Genomic DNA, 21022 nt, shown 5'->3' on the forward strand with positions numbered 1-21022 from the left:
GAACAACATGGCACGCATTCTGATCGTCGACGACTCACCGTCGCAGCTGTTGGGGATACAGCGCATCGTCGAGAAGCTCGGGCACCAGATCCTGACCGCCACCGATGGCGCCGCCGGGGTCGAAACCGCCAAGGCCGAGCTGCCCGACCTGGTCCTGATGGACGTGGTGATGCCCAACCTCAATGGCTTCCAGGCCACCCGCACCCTCGCCCGCGACGAGGCGACCCGGCACATCCCGGTGATCCTGGTGACCACCAAGGACCAGGACACCGACCGCATGTGGGGCATGCGCCAGGGCGCCAAGGCCTACATCACCAAGCCGTTCTCGGAAGACGAACTGTCCGAGGTGCTGGAACGGGTGTTCGCCGGGCAGGGCTGAGACACGCGCGGTAGTGCCGGCCGCTGGCCGGCAACCACGCATCACCGTCCCGGGCAATGAAGTTGCCGGCCAGCGGCCGGCACTACCTTCAAATGGTCTCGCCGAACGCCTTGGCCAGATTGCGGTAGGCCTTCTTCTGCGCCTCGTCGGTCGCGGCCGGGGCCACGATCTCGATTTCAACAATCTGGTCGCCATCCGGGCTGCCCGGCAGCCCGCGGCCGCGCAGGCGCAGCTTGCGGCCGGCATCGGAATCGGCCGGAATCTTCAATTCCACCGCTCCACCCAGGGTCGGCACGCTGATGCTGGTACCCAGCGCGGCCTGCCACGGGGTCACCGGCAGCGTATAGAGGATGTTGCGGCCATCGACCTCGAACTGTGGGTGGGCGGCATATTCCACTTCCAGCAGCAGGTTGCCGCCATGGTTGCCCTGCCCGGCCAGCCGGATCACCTGGCCTGGGCGGATGCCCTTGGGCACGCGCACGTCCAGCTGCTTGCCGTTGACGGTGATGCGCAGGCTGTCGCCGCTATAGGCCGCTTCCAGCGGAACCGACAGCTTGGCGCGGGTGTCGCGGTTGGGCGCGTGGCCCTGGCTGCTGAAGCCCGGCCCCGGACCGGCTCCGCCACCGCGCTGACGCGCGAACAGGCTCTCGAAGAAGTCGCTGAAGCCGCCATTGGGGCCGCCACCGCCGAATACTTCCTCGAAATTGAAGCCGCCGGCACCGCCGTAGTTCGGCGGTACGTTGAACTCCTCGCCCGGGCGATAGCCCTGTGCGCGCAGCTGGTCATACGCCGCCCGCTTTTCGGGGTCGCGCAGCGCCTCGTAGGCCTCGTTGACCGCCTTGAACTTGTCTTCGGCCCCGGCCTCCTTGCTGACGTCCGGGTGGTACTTGCGTGCCAGCCGGCGGTAGGCGGTCTTGATCTCCGCCTCGCCCGCGCTCGGTTCCACCCCCAGGGTGGCGTAGTAATCCTTGAATTCCATCCAGCTACCTCGATCTGCTTCGGCCGCGCCGGTGGCGCCGCCCCGGGTTCATTCTACGCGCCGGCGATGCTACGCCGCCCCTCGTGCGGCCCCGGTGAGGCCGACTGATCCTGCGCAATGCGGCTGCCATCCCCATGCGCCACGCTGTGGCTGGAAGCCCCTGCCACAAAGCCTGAAGATGGGGCCTGCACACCGGGTTTCCAATGTCTTGACGCCCCTGTCCCATCCGGCCCACTAGCCTGCCCCAGCAAGGAGTTCCCCATGACCATCCATGTCGGCGACCGCGTTCCGGAAGTGACCCTCAAGCGCATCCGCGAGGGCATCGAAACGCTCGATACGCACTCGCTGTTCGACGCACGCAAGGTGGTGCTGTTCGCGGTGCCCGGTGCGTTCACCCCGACCTGCTCGGCGCGCCACCTGCCCGGCTACGTCGAGAAGTTCCAGGCATTCCGCCAGCGCGGCATCGACGTCTACTGCATGGCCGTCAACGACCCGTTCGTGATGAAGGCCTGGGCTGCCGACCAGAGCGTGCCCGACGGCCTGCTGATGCTGTCCGATGGCAACGCCGAACTGACCCGCGCACTCTGCCTGGAACTGGATGCCAGTGCCTCGGGCATGGGCATCCGCTCGCGCCGCTTTGCGCTGTATGTGGTCGACGGTGTGGTGCGCGCGGCCTGGATCGAACAGCCCGGCCAGTTCGAGGTGTCTTCGGCCGAATACGTGCTGGACCACCTGCCCACCTGATCTTCCACCGCAAGAGGAAACGGCCAGCCATGTCCAGCAAGCCAGCCAAAGCTCCCAGATCTGCCGCCAAGGTACCCGGCATCAGCGATCGCAAGACCCTGCGCGAGCGTGCACGACGCAACATCGAGGACGGTGCGATCACCGACAGCTACAGTGCCGACCGCAAGGTGGTGATCAAGCTGCTCAACGACGCACTGGCCACCGAGTACGTATGCGTGCTGCGCTACTACCGGCATTACTTCATGGCCAAGGGCATGTTGGCCGACGCGGTCAAGGCCGAGTTCCTCGAGCATGCACAGCAGGAACAGGCGCACGCCGGCAAGCTGGCCGAGCGCATCGTCCAGCTCGGCGGCGAGCCGGACTTCAACCCCGATACGCTGACCGCGCGCTCGCATGCCGAATACAAGGAAGGCAGCGACCTGCGCGACATGGTCCGTGAGAACCTGGTGGCCGAACGCATTGCCATCGATAGCTACCGCGAGATGATCAACTTCATCGGCGACCGCGATACCACCACCAAGCGCATCCTCGAGGAGATCCTGGCGCAGGAAGAGGAGCACGCCGACGAATTCGCCGACCTGCTGGATGGGTGGATCGGGGAATAGCGGCCCAACGCTCTCTGTAGAGTCGAGCCATGCTCGACTGGGGAAAAGCAGTCGAGCATGGCTCGACTCTACAAGGGCCCGGTACCTACCGCAGGACATTTACCGGAGAACGTTGAACCGCACCTGCGTCCACGCGCCGTCAGCCGCCAGCGCGGTCAGGGTGTGTGCGCCCGGCTCGGCGAATTCGCGCTGCATCAACTGCGCGCCGTGGGTCTGCGCGATCCAGCGTCCATCCAGCAACCAGTCCACTGCCTGCTCACTGCCCAGCGCGCGCAGCTGCAGGCGCACGCCATGTTCCGCATTCGGCGCGCGCGCCAGCGTGGCGCCGTCGTTGAGCCCGTCCACATGCAGCGCCACGCTGGCTTCGCGCCCATCGTCGCGGCAGTCTGGCGATAGCGCCGGCAGCTGCGAGGCCTCGCGCGTGGCCTTGGACAACCACGGTGACAGCAGCGCCGGCCAGCGCGCGATCTCACGTGTCACCTCCTCGTGTGACGCACGGCAATCGGCCGACACACGCAGGCCGGTCCGTGCGTCTGCGAGATAACGCTGCCGTCCCGGCTGCCAGCGCCGCGCCTCGCGCTCAGGGAAGGTCGGCGGCGCCGCGCCGTCCAGCAGATAGGCCGACATCCGCCGCTGGCACAGTGCCGCCGGCAGGCCCTCGGCGCGTTCGCCGGTGGGCCAGCAGATATCTTCCTGGCTGACACTTGCCGGCATCGGTGCAGCAGCCGAATCGCCGCGCTGGCGCGGCAGGCTGTCCACCACTTCGAACATCAGCGGCAGCGCGGTCACCGCGCCGTACTGGCCCGGCAACGGCGTGCCGTCCGGCCGGCCCACCCACACGCCCACGGTGTAGTGGCGGGTGCTGCCGATCGCCCACGCATCGCGGTACCCGTAACTGGTGCCGGTCTTCCACGCCACCCGCGGGCGTCCACCGACATCGAAGGTACCGACGCTGTAGCCCGGGCGAGGGTTCGATTCCAGCATCTCGCGCACGATCCAGCTGGCGCCCGGCGAGGCCAGGCGCCGCTCGATCATCGGTTCGTCATCGGTGTAGCGCACGCGCCCGGCGATGCCGTTGCGGTTGAGCGCGGCGAACGCACCGACCAGATCTTCCAGCCGCGCACCGGTGCCGCCCAGGATCAGCGACAGGTTGGGCGTGCTGCCCGGTGGGAAGCGCAGCTGGATGCCAGAGTGCGACAGGCGTGCGGCGAAGCGCGCCGCGCCCACCCGTTGCAGCAGGTCCACCGAGGGCACATTGAGTGACAGCCGCAATGCACTGGAGGCACCAATCGGCCCATTGAAGGCCATGTCGAAGTTGCCGGGACGGTAGCTGCCGAAACTCTGCGGCGCATCGACCAGCAGGCTTTCCGAATGGATCAGGCCATCGTCCAGCGCCATCGCGTACAGGAACGGCTTGAGCGTGGAGCCCGGCGAACGCCAGGCCTGCACCATGTCCACGTGGCCAAGGCGCTGGCGGTCGCCGAACGCCAGCGTGCCGACATAGGCGCGTGCCTGCAGGGTCTGGTTGTCGACCACCAGCAGCGCCGCCGAGGTGCGCTCGGGCAGCGTCGAGAAATAGCTGGCCACGCGTTCTTCCAGCGTGCGCTGCAGGCCGATGTCGATGCTGCTCTGGATGCGCGCCTGGCCTGGATGCGCCGAATGCAGGCGCTGCGCCAGCAGCGCGGCATGCAACGGCGGCCGCAGCGAGCGCGCGACCACGTTCTCGATGCGCGCGTCCTCCACCTCGTCCGCTGTCCACGCGCCCAGCTCGGCCATGCGTGACAGCACCTTGTCGCGCGCCTTCTGTGCCGCTTCCGGGTGGCGGTCCGGGCGCAGCCGGCTCGGCGCCTGCGGCAGCACCGCCAGCAGCGCGGCCTCGGCATGCGACAGTTGCGCCGCCGGCTTGCCCAGATAGGCCCAGCTGGCCGCTTCCACGCCCTCGATAGTGCCGCCGTACGGCGCGCGTTCCAGGTACAGGGCCAGGATCTGCGGCTTGCTCAGGTGCACTTCCAGCTGCACCGCGCGCAGCATCTGCTTGAGCTTTCCCCAGGGCGTGCGCGTATGCGGATCGAGGATGCGGGCGACCTGCATGGTCAGGGTCGAGCCACCGGACACGATGCGACCGCCGCGCAGCAGCTGGCCGCTGGCACGCAGGATCGCCAGCGGGTTGATGCCCGGATGGCGCCAGAACCAGCGGTCCTCGTAGGTCAGCAGCGCCTGCAGGTACAGCGGCGAGACGCTGTCGATGGAAGCAGGATAGCGCCACACGCCCTCGGCATCGGCGAACGCACGCAACGGTGTGCCGTCTGCAGCCACCACCAGGGTGCTGGTATCACGCTGCTTCGGCAGCGGCGGCGGGAAGGCGAAATCCAGCACCAGCAGCAGTGCCAACAGACCCGCCGTACCCCAGCGCAGCCACGGCCACAGCGGCCGCAGCCGGCGGCGCAGGGCCGCCAGCCGGGTCGTCATCGTGTTCTTCATTGCGGGTTGCCAGCAGGACGGGCCGCGCCGTCGCGGCCCGTCCGCGCGGTCACGGCTGTACCACCGTGATCGTGGTCGGGTTGCTGCGGCCGACGCCGCGCAGCTGCGGCCGGTACATGTCCTCCACCAGCGGCGGCGGCACCGAGTAGGTACCCGGGGTCACCGCACGCACCAGATAGAACACGTTGGCCTTGCTGCCACGCGAGAGCTTCAGCGCGGCCACATAGCGGTCGTCGCGGAACTCCTCATGCTTGGTGTCGGCGGCTTCACCGCGGTCGCTGATGGTGATGCCATCAACCACCACATCGGCCCACTGCTTGGCGTCGCCCAGATTGAAGTTCTCGATCTCCAGGCCGGCCGGCAACAGGTCGGTCAGCAATGCATCGGGCATCGTGGTGTCGGCGGTGACGGTGACCCGCACGATCAGGGCTTCGCCCTCCTTCAGCGGACGCGGCGACCACGGTTTGCCATCGGTGCCGTAGTAGCTGCGCTCGACGCCCAGCACGCTGTTATCCGGTGCCGGCGCGCTGCGCGGGATACCGGCCACGTCGATGCTGGCGAACATCGGCGGCTGCCCCTGCGGAGTGAAGCGCACGCCGCTGGCCAGCTCGCTGGCGCTGAAGTTGCGGCCGAACAGCTTGCGCTCGCCGATCGCTTCGGTCGTGCCGCCGATCACCAGTTCACCGGCCACCAGCGCCTTCTGGTTGGCGGCCAGTGCCTTGCCAAGGCGGGCAATCGCTACCTGTTCCTGCGTGCTCAGCCACATCCAGCCGGCATTGCGGCGCGCATCCAGGCCACGGCCGAGGTCAACCGCACGTGCATCCCAGGCTGGCTTGGCCAGCTTGTTTTCGTGGGTCAGCGCGATCATCAGCGCGTCATCACGGATCGCACTGCCGTAGTCGCCGAAGTACGACGGGCGTTCGCTGCTGGACTTGGCGAAGGCGGCGGCCAATGCCGCCTGGCCACGCTTGGCATCGCCCTGCAGCGACAGCGCCACGCCCAGATGGACCAGCGACAGGCCGCCGACCGCCTTGCTGCGCTCGTTGTCATACAGCGTGCGCAGCGTCCCCAGCGGAGCGCGGTTGACCCGGGCCAGCACGTAGCCCGAATAGGCCTGGTTGGCGAACTTCAGCTTCTCGCGGTCGTCCTGGCCGTAGAACTGGTTGCCGCCGGACAGCAGATCCTCGCTGAGACGGTTGAGCGCCTTCTGCAGCACGTTGTCGGGCACCGCGAAACCGGCGTCCTTCGCGTCGAGCAGGAACTCGGTGATGTACGGGGTCAGCCACGGGTTCACGTAGCCGTCGTCACCCCACATCGAGAAGTTGCCATTGGCCACCTGCATCGACGCCAGGCGGCCAAACGCACCTTCCATGCGCTCGCGACGGGTCTTGGCATCCAGCCCGTCGGCACCGAGCATTGACGACGTCGCCTGGTCCAGGATCAACGCAGCGTAGCCCTTGCTGGTGGTCTGCTCGGCACAGCCATACGGGTAGTTCAGCGCGCCCTGCAGTGCACTGGCGAACGGAATCGGCGGCAGCGGACTGACCAGCAGGCGAGCATTCACCGACTCGGACATCAGGCCATCGGTCAGGCTGTTATCGAGGCTGACCGCGGCCAGCGGATCCAGCGTACGCACCTGCGAACGCAATACCTGCGGCCACGCCGCACGCACCGGCAGGTCGTAGCGGCGATCGGCCTTGAAGCCGTTGCCGTCCACCCGCACCCGCACCTTGGCCACGCTGTGGCCCTCGCGCGCCGACAGCGGGAAGCTCAGCGTGGTCTTGGCATCGGCATTCAACTGCACGCTGCGGCTGCCCTCGCCCAGGTTCAACGGGCCTTCGCTTTCCACCTTCACGGTGAACTGGCCCGGCTTGCCGGTGAAGTTCTGCACGTCCAGGGTCACCGTGCTGCGGTCGCCCGGGGCGAGTACGCGTGGCATGCTGGCTTCGGCCAGGATCGGCGCGCGCACGATGGTTTCCACATCGCGCTTGCCGTACTGGTCATCGCTGTAGACCAACGCCGACACGCGCAGGGTACCGTTGAAGTCCGGCACCTTCAGGCGGATCCGGGCGATGCCCTTGGCGTCGAGCTGCACCGGGCCGGAGAACAGGTCCACGGTCTGCACGCGCGCGGTCGGGCGCTTGGCCTGCGGCAACGCCTGCAGCGCCATGTCGCCACCGAACTTCAGCTTGCCGGCACCGCCATCAAAGCTCTCGATCACCCGGCTGTAGATGTCGTAGGCATCGATGCCGAGGCGACGCTGGGCGAAGAAGTGCGCACCGGCATCGGGCACCGGGAAGCGGGTGATGTTGAGGATGCCCACGTCCACCGCCGAGACGGTGACGTGCGCCATCTTGCCGGCCAGCTGCGGTGCGCTGACCGTCACCGGCAGGTCCTGCTCCGGGCGCATCTGCTTGGGCGCAGCCAGGCCGACGGCGACGGTGCGGCCCTTGCGGTCCATCGGCACGTGCACCACGCCCACGGCACGGGCCGGGGTGATCTTGCTCGGCGCACTGCCGCCACGGAACACCAGCGCGGTGATATAGACGTCGTGGCGTTCCCAGTCGGCGGTGACCGGAATCTTGAAGGTCGAACCCGGCTTGGCCTCGATGTCCTGCACGTACAGCATGCGGTCGGTCTCGACCATCAGGATGCCCTTGCCGGCATGCGGCGGGGTCACCGTCACTTCCAGGGTGTCACCGGCCTTGTAGCCGGTCTTGTCCAGGCCCAGCTTGACCTTGTCCGGGCGCGCGTCCAGGCCGCGGTTGTCGTCGCCCCAGCTCCAGCCGGCGCGGAACGGGTAGCGGCTGGTCAGGCCGGTGGACGGATCGAACACGTCCACCCGGTACTCACCCCACTCCACCGGGAAGTCGAAGGCGACCGCGCTGCTGCCGGCATCGACGGTGCGGGTTTCCTTGTTCTCGAAGCGGCGGGTGTAGTCGTAGTCCCAGCGGTTGTCGTTGAAAGTCCAGTGGTAGTCGCGCAGTTCGCGCACCAGGGTGATCTTCAAACCCTTGGCCGGCTGCGGCGCACCGGCGGCATCCACACGCATCAGTTCGAAGCGCGCATTGCCGTTGGAATCGGCGCCGTCCTCGGGGTTGAACAGCGGGCGCACGCCGACCAGCGCATTGGCCGGCCACATCACCCGCTTCAGGGTACGGGTGACCGTGCGGCCACCGGTTTCATACAGGCTGCCGGACAGCACCACGGCGATCGGTGCCTTGGCCTTGGCCGCCTCTTCCGGCAACGCAACGTCCTCACGCAGCTGGCCATTGGCCGGCAGCGTGGTATCGATCACGTCCTTGGCCTCGCGCGGCAGCTGCAGGGTCGGGTCACCGAAGAAATAGCCTGGCAGGCCGTCCACCGGCTTCTGCTCGACGGCCACCGCCATGCGCGCGGTGAAACGGTTGCCATCGGCCGGCGCGCCATACAGATAGGCGCCATTGGCCTGCAGGCGCAGGTCCTCACCCGGCTTCAGCGTCTTCTGCGCGCTGTCCAGGTCAAGCTTCATGCGCTCGGGCAGGAACTCTTCGATGCGCAGGGTCATGCCCTGGATCGCTTCCTTGCTGGCCGGATCGGTGCGGAACTCGACCTGCCAGCGCCCGGTCGGCGCCTCGGCGGGGATCACCTGCTCGAAGTTGATGTAGCCCTGCTCGCCCGGCTGCAGGCGAGTCTCGCGGAAGGTCTTGCCATCGGGCTGCTTCAGGCGCAGGAACACCGGCTGAGCCTTGACCGGCTTGCCGTCGTTGTCGCGCAGCAGCGCGGACAGGCGCACGGTTTCGCCCGGGCGATACAGGTCGCGCCCGGACCAGGCATAGACGTCGAACCAGGCGTTGTCACGGCCGGCCACGGCGAATTCGCTCAGGTCCAGCGCCGGCTGGTTGAACGGCAGGAAGCTGGTGTCCTTGCCGCTGCTGGCGACCAGCACGTGGGTGGCATCCAGGGTGTAGTTCAGCAGCGCATTGCCATTGCCGTCGGTGCTGCCCTTGAGCACCACCTCGCCCTTGGCATCCAGCACGCGCAGGTCGATGTTCTTCAGCGGGGCACCGTCCTTGAGGCCGGCGGTATGTACGAACAGCTTGTCCTTGTAGGCACGGGTATGCAGGCCGATGTCGCTGACCGAGAAGAACGCGGTGTCGAACTCGCATTCATAGTCACCGGTGCGCTTGAGCAGGGCGAAGTACAGGCCCGGCTCCTGCAGTTCCTTGATGTCCTGGGTCGGCAGGTAGGTCAGCACCCGCTCGTTCTTCTTGCCGCCGAGGATGAAGCGGTTGACGTAGACCGGCTCGGCCAGCTTGTTGATCGGGCTGCGCTCGTAGTCGCTGCTCAGCTCCCAGCTGCCACGGCGGCCGCCGCGCTGGTACTGGCTGAAGAAGGTCGGCAGGTCCTTCTCGCGCACGCGCAGGAACTCGACGTCGACCTCCGGCACGTTCACCGAGACCACCGGCAGGCCTCGGCTGTCCTTGGCCGGCAGAACGCTGCCCTGCGAGGCGAAACCGACCACCGGCTTCAGCTCGCCGCTGAACACCTTCTGCTTCAGTTCCTTGCCCAGGCGGCTGCCATCGGCGGCGAGCAGGTCGGCCGAGACCACCAGGCTGAACTCCTTGCCAGCCTCGACGAACGGGTAACGCAGGGTCAGGCCGTCATCGGACAGCGTCCAGCTGCTGTCGTCGGTGCCGACCTTCTCTTCGAAGCGCACCAGCTTGTCGAAATCCTGGGTGCCGACCAGCGGGCGCGAGAACTCCAGCGCCAGCGACAGGCCGTCATTCTTCTGGTCCGGGTAGGCGCGCAGCAGGGTGAATTCCTTCACCTGCTCGGCCTTGGTGGTGATCGCTTCACCGCTGGTCTTGGGCAGCTGCCCGCTGTCGTTGCGGCAGCCGGCCAGGCCCAGCAACAGGCCTCCTGCCAGTACAGCCGCCGCCCATCCCCACCGCTTCCGCCGTGCCGGACCGCTCATGTCGTCACTCCTTGATCGAGGTGGCCATTATAGGCGGGCTGCGTCAAGGTGTTGACGCGAATTCGGCAATTGCTCCGGGCGCGGGTAGCACCGGCCGCCGGCCGGCGGGATCGGTAGTCGCCAACCGTGGTTGGCGTCGGCCGTGCCAACCAAGGTTGGCACCTACCAAAGCAGGTGCAGCTACGTGCCCGGCAAGCAGGCGCAGCGCCAGATCCGGCGAAGCCCCCTACCCCGGCAGGTACAGATCCACGTAGTCGGTCACCGGCATCGCCGCCAGCGCCACCGGGTCCAGCGAGGCGGCCAGGATGCGCTGCTGCTGGGCGGTCGGGAAACGGTGGGCCAGGTGACGGCGGAACTTGTCCATCAGCAGCGGAATACCCTCTTCGCGGCGACGCGCGTGGCCGAGCGGGTACTCCACCAGCACTTCCGGCAGTTCACTGCCATCGTTGAAGCGCATGCTGAGGCCGTTGGCGATGCTGCGCTTGCCCGGGTCCAGGTAGTCGGCGCTGAGCTGCGGATCCTCGTGGCAGGCCATCTTTGCGCGCAATGCGTCGATGCGCGGATCGGCGGCGACGTCGTCCTCGTAGTCCTCGGCCACCAGCCGCCCATGCAGCAGCGCGATGGCGATCATGTACTGCACGCAGTGGTCGCGGTCCGCCGGGTTGTGCAGCGGCCCCTGCTTGTCGATGATGCGGATGCAGGCGTCCTGGGTCCGGATCGCGATGTGCGCGATGTCCTCGACCCGCCGCCCCATCGTGCGCAACTGCTGGTGCAGCGCGATCGCCGCCTCCACTGCGGTCTGGCCGTGGAACTCGGCCGGGTAGCTGATCTTGAACAGCACGTTCTCCATCACATAGCTGCCCAGCGGTCGCCCCAGCGTCAGCCTCTGGCCATGCATGGACACCGCTTCGAAGCCCCAGGTCGGTGCGCTGAGCACGCTGGGGTAGCCCATCTCGCCGCTGGCCGCCATCAGCGCCAGGCGCACGCCACGGCTGGTCGCGTCGCCGGCCGCCCAGCTCTTGCGCGAGCCGGTGTTGGGCGCATGCCGGTAGGTTCGCAGCGCCTGGCCATCGACCCAGGCCAGCGACAGCGCATTGAGCATGCGTTCGCGATCCAGCCCGAGCAGCTGCGCCACCACAGCGGTGGTGGCGACCTTGACCAGCACCACATGGTCCAGCCCGACCCGATTGAAGGAATTCTGCAGGGCCAGTACACCCTGGATCTCGTGCGCCTTGATCATCGCCAGCAGCACGTCGTGCACGATCGGCGGCGGGCGGCGCAGGGCCTGCGCGTTGCGACCCAGCCAATCGCAGACGGCAAGGATGCCGCCCAGGTTGTCCGACGGATGGCCCCATTCGGCCGCCAGCCAGGTGTCGTTGAAATCCAGCCAGCGCACCATCGCGCCGAGGTTGAAGGCGGCCTGCACCGGGTCCAGCACGTAGTGCGTACCCGGCACACGCGCACCGTTGACCACGCTGATGCCCGGCACCAGTGGACCGAGCAGCTTGCTGCAGGCCGGGAAAGACAGCGCCTCCAGGCCACAGCCCAGCGTGTCGAGCAGGCAGTGATGCGCGGTCTGGAACGCCAGCGGTGAGTCGATGCGTGCGTCGCGCACGTAATCGACGATGTCCACCAACAGCGCATCCCACGCTGCACGCTCGTTGGAGGGGGTGTGGCTGTCGGACATCGTCGATCTCCTCGTTGCGGTGCACGGTTGCCCGTGCACCATGCCAACCAAGGTTGGCATCTACCAAAGCAATCGGTCTCTGCGGCCCGGTAGTCGCCAACCTTGGTTGGCGTTTACCAACGCATCACTCGGCCGGTACCCGCACCTTGCCTTCCATCAGCACGCGGGCGCTGCGGCTCATGATGGCCTTGGTCACCGTCCACTGGCCGTCAACGAGACCGGCCTGCGCACCCACGCGCAGCGTGCCGGAGGGATGACCGAAGGTCACCGCTTCGCGTTCGCCACCACCGGCGGCACGGTTGACCAGGGTGCCCGGAATCGCCGCCGCAGTACCGATCGCCACGGCGGCCGTGCCCATCATCGCGTGGTGCAGCTTGCCCATCGACAGCGCACGTGCGTGCAGGTCGATGGCCGAGGCCGCAATGGCCTTGCCGCTGGACGACACATAGTCCTGCGCCGGCGCCACGAAGGCCACCTTCGGCGTGTGCTGGCGGGTCGCCGCATCTTCCAGGTTTTTGATCAGACCCATGCGCAGCGCGCCATGTGCGCGGATGGTCTCGAATTTCTGCAGTGCGGCCTTGTCCTCGTTGATCGCCGGCTGCAGCTCGGTGCCGGTGTAGCCCAGGTCGGCGGCGTTGAGGAAGATGGTCGGGATGCCGGCGGTGATCATCGTCACCTCGAAGCTACCCACGCCGGGCACTTCCAGGGTATCGACCAGATTGCCGGTCGGGAACATCGCGCCCGCATCGCCGTCATCGGACGGATCGATGAATTCCAGCTGGATCTCGGCGGCCGGGAAGGTCACGCCATCCAGCTCGAAATCGCCGATCTCCTGTACTTCGCCATCGCGCATCGGCACGTGCGCGATGATGGTCTTGCCGATGTTGGCCTGCCAGATGCGCACGGTGCACAGGCCGTCACGCGGCACGCGGGCCGGATCGATCAGACCATTGGCAATCGCGAACGGACCCACCGCAGTGCTGAGGTTGCCGCAGTTGCCGCTCCAGTCGACGAAGGCGGTGTCGATCGACACCTGGCCGTACAGGTAGTCCACGTCGTGGTCAGGCACCGAGGCGGTGGAGATGATCACGCACTTGCTGGTGCTGGAGGTGGCGCCGCCCATGCCGTCGGTCTGCTTGCCATACGGATCGGGCGAACCGATCACGCGCATCAGCAGCGCATCGCGTGCGGCGCCAGGCACCTGCGCGGCCTCGGGCAGGTCCTGCAGGCGGAAGAACACGCCCTTGCTGGTGCCGCCGCGCATGTAGGTGGCGGGAATACGGAGTTGCGGGAGGAAGGTCATGGATCAGTATCCTGGATGCGACGAACCAATATCGGGGTTGAGCTCCTCGTCTTCGAACAGTGCTTCCATGCCCCGCGAAGCATTCCAGATGCGCACGATGGAAACGTGCCCAGGTAGCTCCACGTAGTAGACCAGGTAGCCGTTGAAGCGACGAACCGGATGAAAGCGCAACGGGGCGGCGAGGCAGGGCAACAAATCCGCATGCAGTGCGGAACCAGCACCCGGGTGCGCCTCGATCAGCTTTACAACGGATTCCACCGCATCGATGAAGCCGATTTCCAGCACTTCTCCGCCTTGATCTGCATACCAGCCTGCTGCCTGGTCAAGATCTCGAACCGCTGCGGGGGACCAGTGCGAGGGCTTCACTTGCGGTTCCGTGCACGCTCACGCAGCTTGTCGAAGTGATCCGGCGGCAGAGGCGCCGAAGGTCCCGACGCCAGCCCCTCGGCAATCAACTGCTTGAGCAGCGCTTCAGCCTTGCTGCGCTGACGCTGGCGGATCAGGTCACGCACGTAGTCCGACGTACTGGAGTAGCCGCCTTCGCGCACTTCTTCGTCCACGAACTGCTTGAGCGGATCGGTCAGCGAAATGTTCATGGTGGCCATGAAACTCTCCTTTGGCAGTTTTTGCCAAGTCAGTGTGCGCCCTGCCCTGGTGTCGGACAAGCCCGCCCCCGGCCTCCGGGGGCAGGCATTCAGCCCGGCATCACGCCACCTTGGCGCCTTCCAGGAAGTCCTGGGCGAAGCGCTGCAGCACGCCACCGGCTTCGTAGATCGCCACTTCCTCGTCGCTGTCCAGGCGGCAGGTGACCGGCACGATCACGTCCTGGCCGTCGCGGCGGTGGATGACCAGGGTCAGGTCGGCGCGCGGGGTGCGCTCGCCGACCACGTCGAAGGTCTCGGTGCCGTCGATGCCCAGGGTCAGGCGGGTGGTGCCCGGCTTGAACTCCAGCGGCAGCACGCCCATGCCGATCAGGTTGGTGCGGTGGATGCGCTCGAAGCCTTCGGCCACGATCGCCTCCACGCCAGCCAGGCGCACGCCCTTGGCGGCCCAGTCACGCGAGCTGCCCTGGCCGTAGTCGGCACCGGCGATGATGATCAGCGGCTGTTTGCGGTCCATGTAGGTTTCGATCGCTTCCCACATGCGCATGACCTTGCCTTCCGGCTCCACGCGCGCCAGCGAACCCTGCTTCACGCTGCCGTCGTCGTTGCGCACCATCTCGTTGAACAGCTTCGGATTGGCGAACGTGGCGCGCTGCGCGGTCAGGTGGTCGCCGCGGTGGGTGGCGTACGAATTGAAGTCCTCTTCCGGCAGGCCCATCTTCGCCAGGTATTCACCGGCGGCACTGGACGCCAGGATCGCGTTGGACGGCGACAGATGGTCGGTGGTGATGTTGTCCGGCAGCACCGCCAGCGCGCGCATGCCAGACAGCGTGCGCTCACCCGCCAGTGCACCCTCCCAGTATGGCGGCCGGCGGATGTAGGTGCTCTGCGGGCGCCAGTCGTACAGCGGGCTGACCGCCGCACCGTGCTCCACGCGCACGTTGAACATCGGGTTGTAGACACGGCGGAACTGCTCCGGCTTCACCGCGGCCTTCACCACCGCGTCGATCTCGGCGTCGCTCGGCCAGATGTCCTTCAGGCGCACCTCGTTGCCGTCGGTGTCCACGCCCAGCACGTCCTTCTCGATATCGAAGCGCACGGTGCCAGCGATGGCATAGGCGATCACCAGCGGCGGCGAGGCCAGGAAGGCCTGCTTCGCGTACGGGTGGATGCGGCCGTCGAAGTTGCGGTTGCCCGACAGCACGGCGGTGGAATACAGGTCGCGGTCGATGATTTCCTGCTGGATCTTCGGGTCCAGCGCACCGCTCATGCCGTTGCAGGTGGTGCAGGCGAAGGCGACGATGCCGAAGCCCAGCTTCTCCAGGTCCGGCAGCAGGCCGGATTCTTCCAGGTACAGCTGCACCGCCTTGGAGCCCGGCGCCAGCGAGGACTTCACCCACGGCTTGCGCAGCAGGCCACGTTCGTTGGCCTTGCGCGCCAGCAGCGCGGCGGCGATCACGTTGCGCGGATTGGAGGTGTTGGTGCAGCTGGTGATGGCGGCGATGATCACCGCGCCATCGGGCATCAGCCCCTGCGACTGTTCGGCCTTGCCCGCTTCCAGCTTGGCTGCGTCGGCAATGCCGCGCTCGGCCAGTTCGGCGGTGGCCACGCGCTTGTGCGGGTTCGACGGACCGGCCATGTTGCGCACCACGCTGGACAGGTCGAAGCGCAGCACACGCTCGTACTGCGCGGTGGCCAGGTCATCGGCCCACAGGCCGGTGGTGCGTGCGTAGTTTTCGACCAACGCCACCTGCGATTCCTCGCGGCCGGTCAGGCGCAGGTAATCGATGGTCTGCCCGTCGATGTAGAACATCGCGGCAGTCGCGCCGTACTCCGGGCACATGTTGGAAATGGTGGCGCGGTCACCGATGGTCAGTGCCGCGGCACCCTCGCCGAAGAATTCAAGATACGCACCCACCACGCGTTCCTTGCGCAGGAACTCGGTCAGGGCCAGCACTACGTCGGTGGCGGTGATGTCCGGCTGCGGCCTGCCGGTCAGCTCGACACCGATGATGTCCGGCAGGCGCATCCAAGAGGCGCGGCCCAGCATCACGTTCTCGGCTTCCAGGCCGCCAACACCAATCGCGATCACGCCCAGCGCGTCCACGTGCGGGGTATGGCTGTCGGTGCCCACGCAGGTATCCGGGAAGGCCACGCCGTCCTGCACGTAGACCACCGGCGACATCTTCTCCAGGTTGATCTGGTGCATGATGCCGTTGCCCGGCGGAATCACGTCCACGTTCTCGAACGCCAGCTTGGTCCAGTCGATGAAGTGGAAACGGTCTTCGTTGCGGCGATCTTCGATGGCGCGGTTCTTCTCGAACGCCTGCGGATCGAAACCACCGCACTCCACCGCCAGCGAGTGATCGACGATCAGCTGCACCGGCACCACCGGATTGACCTTGGCCGGGTCACCGCCCTTGTCGGCGATCGCATCACGCAGGCCGGCCAGGTCGACCAGTGCGGTCTGGCCGAGGATGTCGTGGCAGACCACGCGTGCCGGGAACCACGGGAAGTCGAGGTCGCGGCGGCGCTCGATCAGCTGCTTCAGCGAATCGCCAAGCGTAGCCGGATCGCAGCGGCGCACCAGGTTCTCGGCCAGCACGCGCGAGGTGTATGGCAGGGTGGCATAGGCGCCGGGCTGGATTGCATCGACAGCGGCGCGCGCGTCGAAATAATCCAGCGTGCTGCCGGGGAGGTTCTTGCGGTAATCGGTATTCATGGGCTGGCGGAGTGCTTGAGGCGGGCCGGGTGCCGGCGGTGCGGCGGCGAAAGCATCCGGCCGGCACGGGGCCGGCCGGATGGGTACAGCAGGGGGATCAGACGCGCTTGTCGATGGCGACGAAGTCGCGGTCTTCCGGACCGATGTAGTTGGCGCTCGGGCGGATGATCTTGCCGTCGATGCGCTGCTCGACGATGTGCGCGCTCCAGCCGGCGGTGCGGGCGATCACGAACAGCGGGGTGAACATCGCGGTCGGCACGCCCATCATGTGGTAGCTGACGGCACTGAACCAGTCCAGGTTCGGGAACATCTTCTTGATGTCCCACATCACCGATTCCAGGCGCTCGGCGATGTCGTACATCTTCATGCTGGACTGTTCTTCGGACAGCTCGCGGGCCACGTCCTTGATCACCTTGTTGCGCGGATCGGAGACGGTGTAGACCGGGTGGCCGAAACCGATCACCACTTCCTTGCGCTCGACGCGGGCCTTGATGTCTTCCTCGGCCTCATCCGGGTTGTCGTAGCGCTTCTGCACTTCGAACGCCACTTCGTTGGCGCCGCCGTGCTTCGGGCCGCGCAGCGCGCCGATGCCACCGCAGATCGCGCTGTACATGTCGCTGCCGGTACCGGCGATGACGCGGCAGGTGAAGGTCGAGGCGTTGAACTCGTGTTCCGCGTACAGGATCAGCGAGGTGTGCATCGCCTTCACCCACGATTCCTGCGGCTTCTCGCCGTGCAGCAGGTGCAGGAAGTGGCCACCGATCGAGTCGTCGTCGGTTTCCACGTCGATGGCGCGGCCGTTGTGGCTCCAGTGGTACCAGTACAGCAGCATCGAACCAAGGCAGGCCATCAGCTTGTCGGCGATGTCGCGCGCGCCCGGATGGTTGTGGTCGTCCTTCTCCGGCGCCACGCAGCCGAGCACGGACACGCCGGTGCGCATCACGTCCATCGGGTGCGCCGACGGCGGCAGTTCTTCCAGCGCCGCCTTCACCGCGGCCGGGATGCCACGCAGCGACTTCAGCTTGGCCTTGTACGAAACCAGCTCGGCGCGGGTCGGCAGCTTGCCGTGCACCAGCAGGTAGGCGATTTCCTCGAACTCGCTGGTGTTGGCCAGGTCCAGGATGTCATAGCCACGGTAGTGCAGATCGTTGCCACTGCGGCCCACGCTGCACAGCGCGGTGTTGCCGGCGGCGGTGCCGGACAGGGCGACGGACTTCTTCGGCTTGAAGGTCGGGGTTGCGGTCGTATCGTTCATGTTTCCCTCCGAAAACTTGATGGTGCAGGGTACTGCTTATTTCTTGGCGGCGAACAGTGCATCGAGCTGCTGCTCGAACGCGTGGTAGCCGATGCGGTCGTAGAGTTCTTCGCGGGTCTGCATGGTCTCCACCACGTTGCGCTGGTGGCCATCGCGGCGGACCGCCTGGTAGACGTTCTCGGCGGCCTTGTTGGCGGCACGGAACGCCGACAGCGGGAACAGCTGGATGGCGACGCCGGCCGAGGCCAGTTCATCACGGCTGAACAGCGGGGTGGCACCGAATTCGGTGATGTTGGCCAGCACCGGCACCTTCACCGCGTCGACGAAGCGGCGGTAGGTGTCCAGATCGTAGGCGGCCTCGGCGAAGATGCCATCGGCACCGGCCTCGACACAGGCAATGGCGCGCTCGATGGCCTTGTCCACGCCGTCCACCTGGATGGCGTCGGTGCGCGCGATCAGGAAGAAGTCCGGATCGGTCTTGGCATCGGCGGCCGCCTTCACCCGGTCGACCATTTCACCCTGCGAGACGATCTCCTTGCCCGGACGGTGGCCGCAGCGCTTGGCGCCGACCTGGTCCTCGATATGGCAGGCCGCGGCGCCGGCCTTGATCAGCGACTTCACGGTGCGCGCGATGTTGAACGCGCTCGGGCCGAAACCGGTATCGATGTCGACCATCAGCGGCAGGTCGCAGACATCGGTGATGCGGCGCACGTCCACCAGCACGTCTTCCAGGGTATTGATGCCCAGGTCCGGCAGGCCCAGCGAGCCCGCGGCAACGCCGCCGCCCGACAGGTAGATGGCGCGGAAGCCGGCGCGCTTGGCCAGCAGGGCGTGGTTGGCGTTGATCGCGCCGATCACCTGCAGCGGCGACTCGGCAGCCAGCGCCTCACGGAAACGGGCACCGGCGGAGAAAGGGGTGGAAGCAGTCATGCGGCAATCCAGGTTGAAGAACGGGAAAGAGAGCGCAAGCACCATGCCAAGCTGCAAGCCGTTGATTTCACGGGGATGACCGGCATGCAACAGTGAAACATATGAAACACTGAAACAGATGTATCATGAAACACCCTGATCGCCCCTCACCGTCATGTATCTGCCCCGCTCGCCCCTGCGCCATGCCGATGCTGACCCCGGCCGACCGGTGATCTGGACGGTCAGCGTCTCGCGGCTGACCGGCCTGCTCGGCGACGTCATTCCCGAGTTCGACCGCCGCGCGCGCATCGAGCAGATCAACCTCGGCTTCGAGGAAGCGGTGGAGCTGATCGGCCAGCGCCTGCGCCGCGAGCACTGCGATGTGGTGATTGCCGGCGGCTCCAACGCCGCCTGGCTGCGCGGCCGGCTGGATCTGCCGCTGGTGCCGATCCAGGCCAACGGCTTCGACCTGATGGAGGCGCTGGCGCGAGCGCGACGCATCGCCGGCCGCATCGGCCTGGTCACCCACGCCAGCGACGTGCCGGTGTTCAGCAACTTCCAGCAGAGTTTCGGCCTGGATATCGAGCATCGGCGCTTCGTCACCCGCGAGGACGCGCGCGACTGCATCGCCGACCTGCGCGCCAACGGCATCGAAGTGATCGTCGGCACCGGCATGGCCATCGACCACGCCGAACAGGCCGGCCTGCCCGGGGTGCTGCTGTATTCGGCCGACTCGGTGCGGCAGGCCTTCGAGCATGCGCTGGAACTGACCCAGACCCTGGCCCGCTCCAGCGGCAATCGGCCTACCCCACGCCGACGCCCGGCAGCGCGCGCCGACGCGCATGAACTGCTCGGCGACAGCGAGGCGATGGCGCAGGTGCGCGCGCAGATCGCGCTCTACGCCCCACATGACAGCACCGTACTGGTCAACGGCGAAACCGGCACCGGCAAGGAACTGGTTGCGCGCCAGCTGCACGCGGCCAGCGGCCGTCGAGGCCGCTTCGTCGCGTTGAACTGCGGCGCGATCAGCGAATCGCTGCTGGAGGCGGAGCTGTTCGGCTACAGCGATGGCGCCTTCACCGGCGCACGCCGTGGCGGCCGTGTCGGCCTGGTCGAGGCGGCAGATGGCGGCACCCTGTTCCTGGACGAAATCGGCGAACTGCCGCTGCCGCTGCAGACCCGCCTGCTGCGCGTGCTGGAAGAACGTGAAGTACTGCGCGTGGGCGCCACCGAACCGACACCGGTGGACCTGCGCGTGGTCGCCGCCACCCTGCAGTCGCTGGAGCAGCGCGCGGCGGCCGGCAGCTTCCGCCGCGACCTGTATTACCGTCTGGCCGCGCTGCGCATCGCCCTGCCCTCGCTGCGTGCGCGACGCAGTGACATCCCACTGTTGGCGCAGCACTTCTTCCGCCTGCTGCGTGGCATCGATGCGCCACTGGATGAGGATGCGCTGGCGGTGCTGACCGCCGCCAGTTGGCCAGGCAACGTGCGTGAGCTGCGTAATCTGGTGGATCGGCTGCGCATCCACTGGCAGCCCGGTGAAGGGCTGATTGATGCTGCGCGACTGCTGCAGCTGGCACCCGAACTGGTGAATGAGGGCGCCGCTGCGCTACCACTGGAAAGCAACGGCAAGCGCCCGCCGCGTGCGCAGTTGGAAACGCTGTTGCAGGAACATCGCAATGATCGCGAGGGCATGGCGCAGTCGCTGGGCGTGTCACGCACCACGCTATGGCGCTGGCTGCGCGCGGAGGGATTGTAACCACTCGTTGCCTGGTGGGTGCGAACCTTGGTTCGCACCGCTCTTCCGTCAAGCATCTCATCCACGCATGGCGTGGATCTACCGGAACACACCAAATGCTACAGGCGCACTCCGGCTGCGCGCGGACGATGAGCACTCACCGTACCCAGCGCGCCTCGATGGCGAACCGTCCACTCCCCACCGCCGCAATCCAAAGCAGCAACACCCCCAGCGGCACTTCGCTCAGGTAGAAGAACCAGCTCAGCCAATCGGGCAGGCTCAATCCCGCAGGAATGCGCGCGATGCCATCGGTCATTGCGGCCACCGCACAGATGCCCGCCAGCAGCAGGGCCGAGGGGCGACTCAACAGACCCAGCACCAGCAGGCCGCCGGCGATCCATTCAATCGCGCCGAGTACCGGCGCACTGAACACCGGGAACGGAATGCCCGCATCAACCAGCGTATGCACCATGCGCTCGCGCCCCGCGTCGGTGAACACCTTGTTCCAGCCGGACACGCAGAACATCACCCCGGCGACGATGCGGGCAAGCAGTAGCAGGAAGGCTTCCACGCCGCGGCGCGGTGGAGGCACGGCAAACAGGCAACGCCAGGAGGGCATGGCAATTCCGGAAGTCGAGGGCATCCAGCCGAGTGTGCAGGT

The 21022-nt window shown here is 66.9% G+C and carries 15 protein-coding genes; 4 read left to right on the forward strand and 11 right to left on the reverse strand.

Going from position 1 to position 21022, the window contains the following annotated elements; all coding sequences use genetic code 11:
* Positions 1–7 precede the first annotated feature (7 nt).
* Positions 8–379 carry a twitching motility response regulator PilH gene (gene pilH / locus N5D91_RS07335; RefSeq protein WP_005410644.1) on the forward strand — a complete coding sequence of 124 codons (372 nt, stop codon included), beginning with the start codon at positions 8–10 and terminating at the stop codon, positions 377–379.
* 88 nt (positions 380–467) lie between these two features.
* Here the strand turns inward: pilH and N5D91_RS07340 are convergent, their stop codons facing one another.
* Positions 468–1358 (reverse strand): DnaJ C-terminal domain-containing protein, encoded by an 891-nt coding sequence (locus N5D91_RS07340; protein ID WP_180855361.1) that lies wholly within the window; start codon positions 1356–1358, stop codon positions 468–470.
* Positions 1359–1619: 261 nt separating this feature from the next.
* Here N5D91_RS07340 and N5D91_RS07345 point away from each other — a divergent pair, with 261 nt between their 5' ends.
* Both N5D91_RS07345 and N5D91_RS07350 read left to right on the forward strand, forming a co-directional pair.
* On the forward strand, positions 1620–2102 hold the full coding sequence (locus tag N5D91_RS07345) for a peroxiredoxin (RefSeq protein ID WP_180855362.1): 483 nt from the start codon (positions 1620–1622) through the stop codon (positions 2100–2102).
* Positions 2103–2131: 29 nt separating this feature from the next.
* Entirely contained in the window at positions 2132–2707 is a 576-nt protein-coding gene (locus tag N5D91_RS07350) for a ferritin-like domain-containing protein (RefSeq protein ID WP_110713170.1), read from the forward strand.
* A 99-nt stretch (positions 2708–2806) separates the two neighbouring features.
* Here N5D91_RS07350 and pbpC read toward each other — a convergent pair whose 3' ends face one another.
* The 9 genes from pbpC to prpB all read right to left on the reverse strand — a co-directional run bounded on the left by pbpC (position 2807) and on the right by prpB (position 18644).
* On the reverse strand, positions 2807–5188 hold the full coding sequence (gene pbpC, locus N5D91_RS07355) for a penicillin-binding protein 1C (protein ID WP_180855562.1): 2382 nt from the start codon (positions 5186–5188) through the stop codon (positions 2807–2809).
* A 49-nt stretch (positions 5189–5237) separates the two neighbouring features.
* The gene (locus N5D91_RS07360; RefSeq protein ID WP_279908475.1) at positions 5238–10145 is read right to left on the reverse strand and encodes an alpha-2-macroglobulin; all 4908 of its coding nucleotides are present in this window, start codon (positions 10143–10145) and stop codon (positions 5238–5240) included.
* Positions 10146–10371: 226 nt separating this feature from the next.
* Entirely contained in the window at positions 10372–11832 is a 1461-nt protein-coding gene (locus tag N5D91_RS07365) for a bifunctional 2-methylcitrate dehydratase/aconitate hydratase (protein ID WP_180855563.1), read from the reverse strand.
* Between the two features lie 124 nt (positions 11833–11956).
* A complete protein-coding gene (prpF, locus tag N5D91_RS07370) occupies positions 11957–13135 on the reverse strand; it encodes a 2-methylaconitate cis-trans isomerase PrpF (protein WP_110713177.1) in 1179 nt (392 codons plus the stop codon).
* Between the two features lie 3 nt (positions 13136–13138).
* Entirely contained in the window at positions 13139–13501 is a 363-nt protein-coding gene (locus tag N5D91_RS07375) for a type II toxin-antitoxin system RelE/ParE family toxin (RefSeq protein ID WP_164161713.1), read from the reverse strand.
* Positions 13498–13740, reverse strand: coding sequence for a type II toxin-antitoxin system ParD family antitoxin (locus tag N5D91_RS07380; protein ID WP_110713180.1), 243 nt, complete (start codon positions 13738–13740; stop codon positions 13498–13500). The genes N5D91_RS07375 and N5D91_RS07380 overlap by 4 nt, the downstream gene beginning before the upstream one ends.
* Positions 13741–13840: 100 nt before the next feature.
* Positions 13841–16459 (reverse strand): Fe/S-dependent 2-methylisocitrate dehydratase AcnD, encoded by a 2619-nt coding sequence (gene acnD / locus N5D91_RS07385; RefSeq protein ID WP_180855564.1) that lies wholly within the window; start codon positions 16457–16459, stop codon positions 13841–13843.
* A gap of 97 nt (positions 16460–16556) precedes the next feature.
* Complete coding sequence (prpC, locus tag N5D91_RS07390) at positions 16557–17714, reverse strand: 2-methylcitrate synthase (RefSeq protein ID WP_014038133.1); 1158 nt, start codon at positions 17712–17714, stop codon at positions 16557–16559.
* 36 nt (positions 17715–17750) lie between these two features.
* The gene (gene prpB / locus N5D91_RS07395) at positions 17751–18644 is read right to left on the reverse strand and encodes a methylisocitrate lyase (protein ID WP_010482769.1); all 894 of its coding nucleotides are present in this window, start codon (positions 18642–18644) and stop codon (positions 17751–17753) included.
* 154 nt (positions 18645–18798) lie between these two features.
* On the opposite strand from prpB, the gene prpR reads away from it, so the two are divergent.
* Positions 18799–20382, forward strand: coding sequence for a propionate catabolism operon regulatory protein PrpR (prpR, locus tag N5D91_RS07400; protein WP_180855565.1), 1584 nt, complete (start codon positions 18799–18801; stop codon positions 20380–20382).
* Between the two features lie 136 nt (positions 20383–20518).
* Here the strand turns inward: prpR and N5D91_RS07405 are convergent, their stop codons facing one another.
* A complete protein-coding gene (locus N5D91_RS07405) occupies positions 20519–20980 on the reverse strand; it encodes a DoxX family protein (RefSeq protein ID WP_110713184.1) in 462 nt (153 codons plus the stop codon).
* Between the last annotated feature and the right edge of the window lie 42 nt (positions 20981–21022).

The sequence above is a fragment of the Stenotrophomonas sp. GD03794 genome (genome assembly GCF_029842145.1).
Classification (GTDB): domain Bacteria; phylum Pseudomonadota; class Gammaproteobacteria; order Xanthomonadales; family Xanthomonadaceae; genus Stenotrophomonas; species Stenotrophomonas riyadhensis.

What these genes read in the sequence shown, in the direction of transcription:
- pilH (WP_005410644.1), top strand. Translation starts at nt 8, where the DNA reads ATGGCACGCATTCTGATCGTCGACGACTCACCGTCGCAGCTGTTGGGG.
- N5D91_RS07340 (WP_180855361.1), bottom strand. Translation starts at nt 1,358, where the DNA reads ATGGAATTCAAGGATTACTACGCCACCCTGGGGGTGGAACCGAGCGCG.
- N5D91_RS07345 (WP_180855362.1), top strand. Translation starts at nt 1,620, where the DNA reads ATGACCATCCATGTCGGCGACCGCGTTCCGGAAGTGACCCTCAAGCGC.
- N5D91_RS07350 (WP_110713170.1), top strand. Translation starts at nt 2,132, where the DNA reads ATGTCCAGCAAGCCAGCCAAAGCTCCCAGATCTGCCGCCAAGGTACCC.
- pbpC (WP_180855562.1), bottom strand. Translation starts at nt 5,188, where the DNA reads ATGAAGAACACGATGACGACCCGGCTGGCGGCCCTGCGCCGCCGGCTG.
- N5D91_RS07360 (WP_279908475.1), bottom strand. Translation starts at nt 10,145, where the DNA reads ATGAGCGGTCCGGCACGGCGGAAGCGGTGGGGATGGGCGGCGGCTGTA.
- N5D91_RS07365 (WP_180855563.1), bottom strand. Translation starts at nt 11,832, where the DNA reads ATGTCCGACAGCCACACCCCCTCCAACGAGCGTGCAGCGTGGGATGCG.
- prpF (WP_110713177.1), bottom strand. Translation starts at nt 13,135, where the DNA reads ATGACCTTCCTCCCGCAACTCCGTATTCCCGCCACCTACATGCGCGGC.
- N5D91_RS07380 (WP_110713180.1), bottom strand. Translation starts at nt 13,740, where the DNA reads ATGGCCACCATGAACATTTCGCTGACCGATCCGCTCAAGCAGTTCGTG.
- acnD (WP_180855564.1), bottom strand. Translation starts at nt 16,459, where the DNA reads ATGAATACCGATTACCGCAAGAACCTCCCCGGCAGCACGCTGGATTAT.
- prpC (WP_014038133.1), bottom strand. Translation starts at nt 17,714, where the DNA reads ATGAACGATACGACCGCAACCCCGACCTTCAAGCCGAAGAAGTCCGTC.
- prpB (WP_010482769.1), bottom strand. Translation starts at nt 18,644, where the DNA reads ATGACTGCTTCCACCCCTTTCTCCGCCGGTGCCCGTTTCCGTGAGGCG.
- prpR (WP_180855565.1), top strand. Translation starts at nt 18,799, where the DNA reads ATGTATCTGCCCCGCTCGCCCCTGCGCCATGCCGATGCTGACCCCGGC.
- N5D91_RS07405 (WP_110713184.1), bottom strand. Translation starts at nt 20,980, where the DNA reads ATGCCCTCCTGGCGTTGCCTGTTTGCCGTGCCTCCACCGCGCCGCGGC.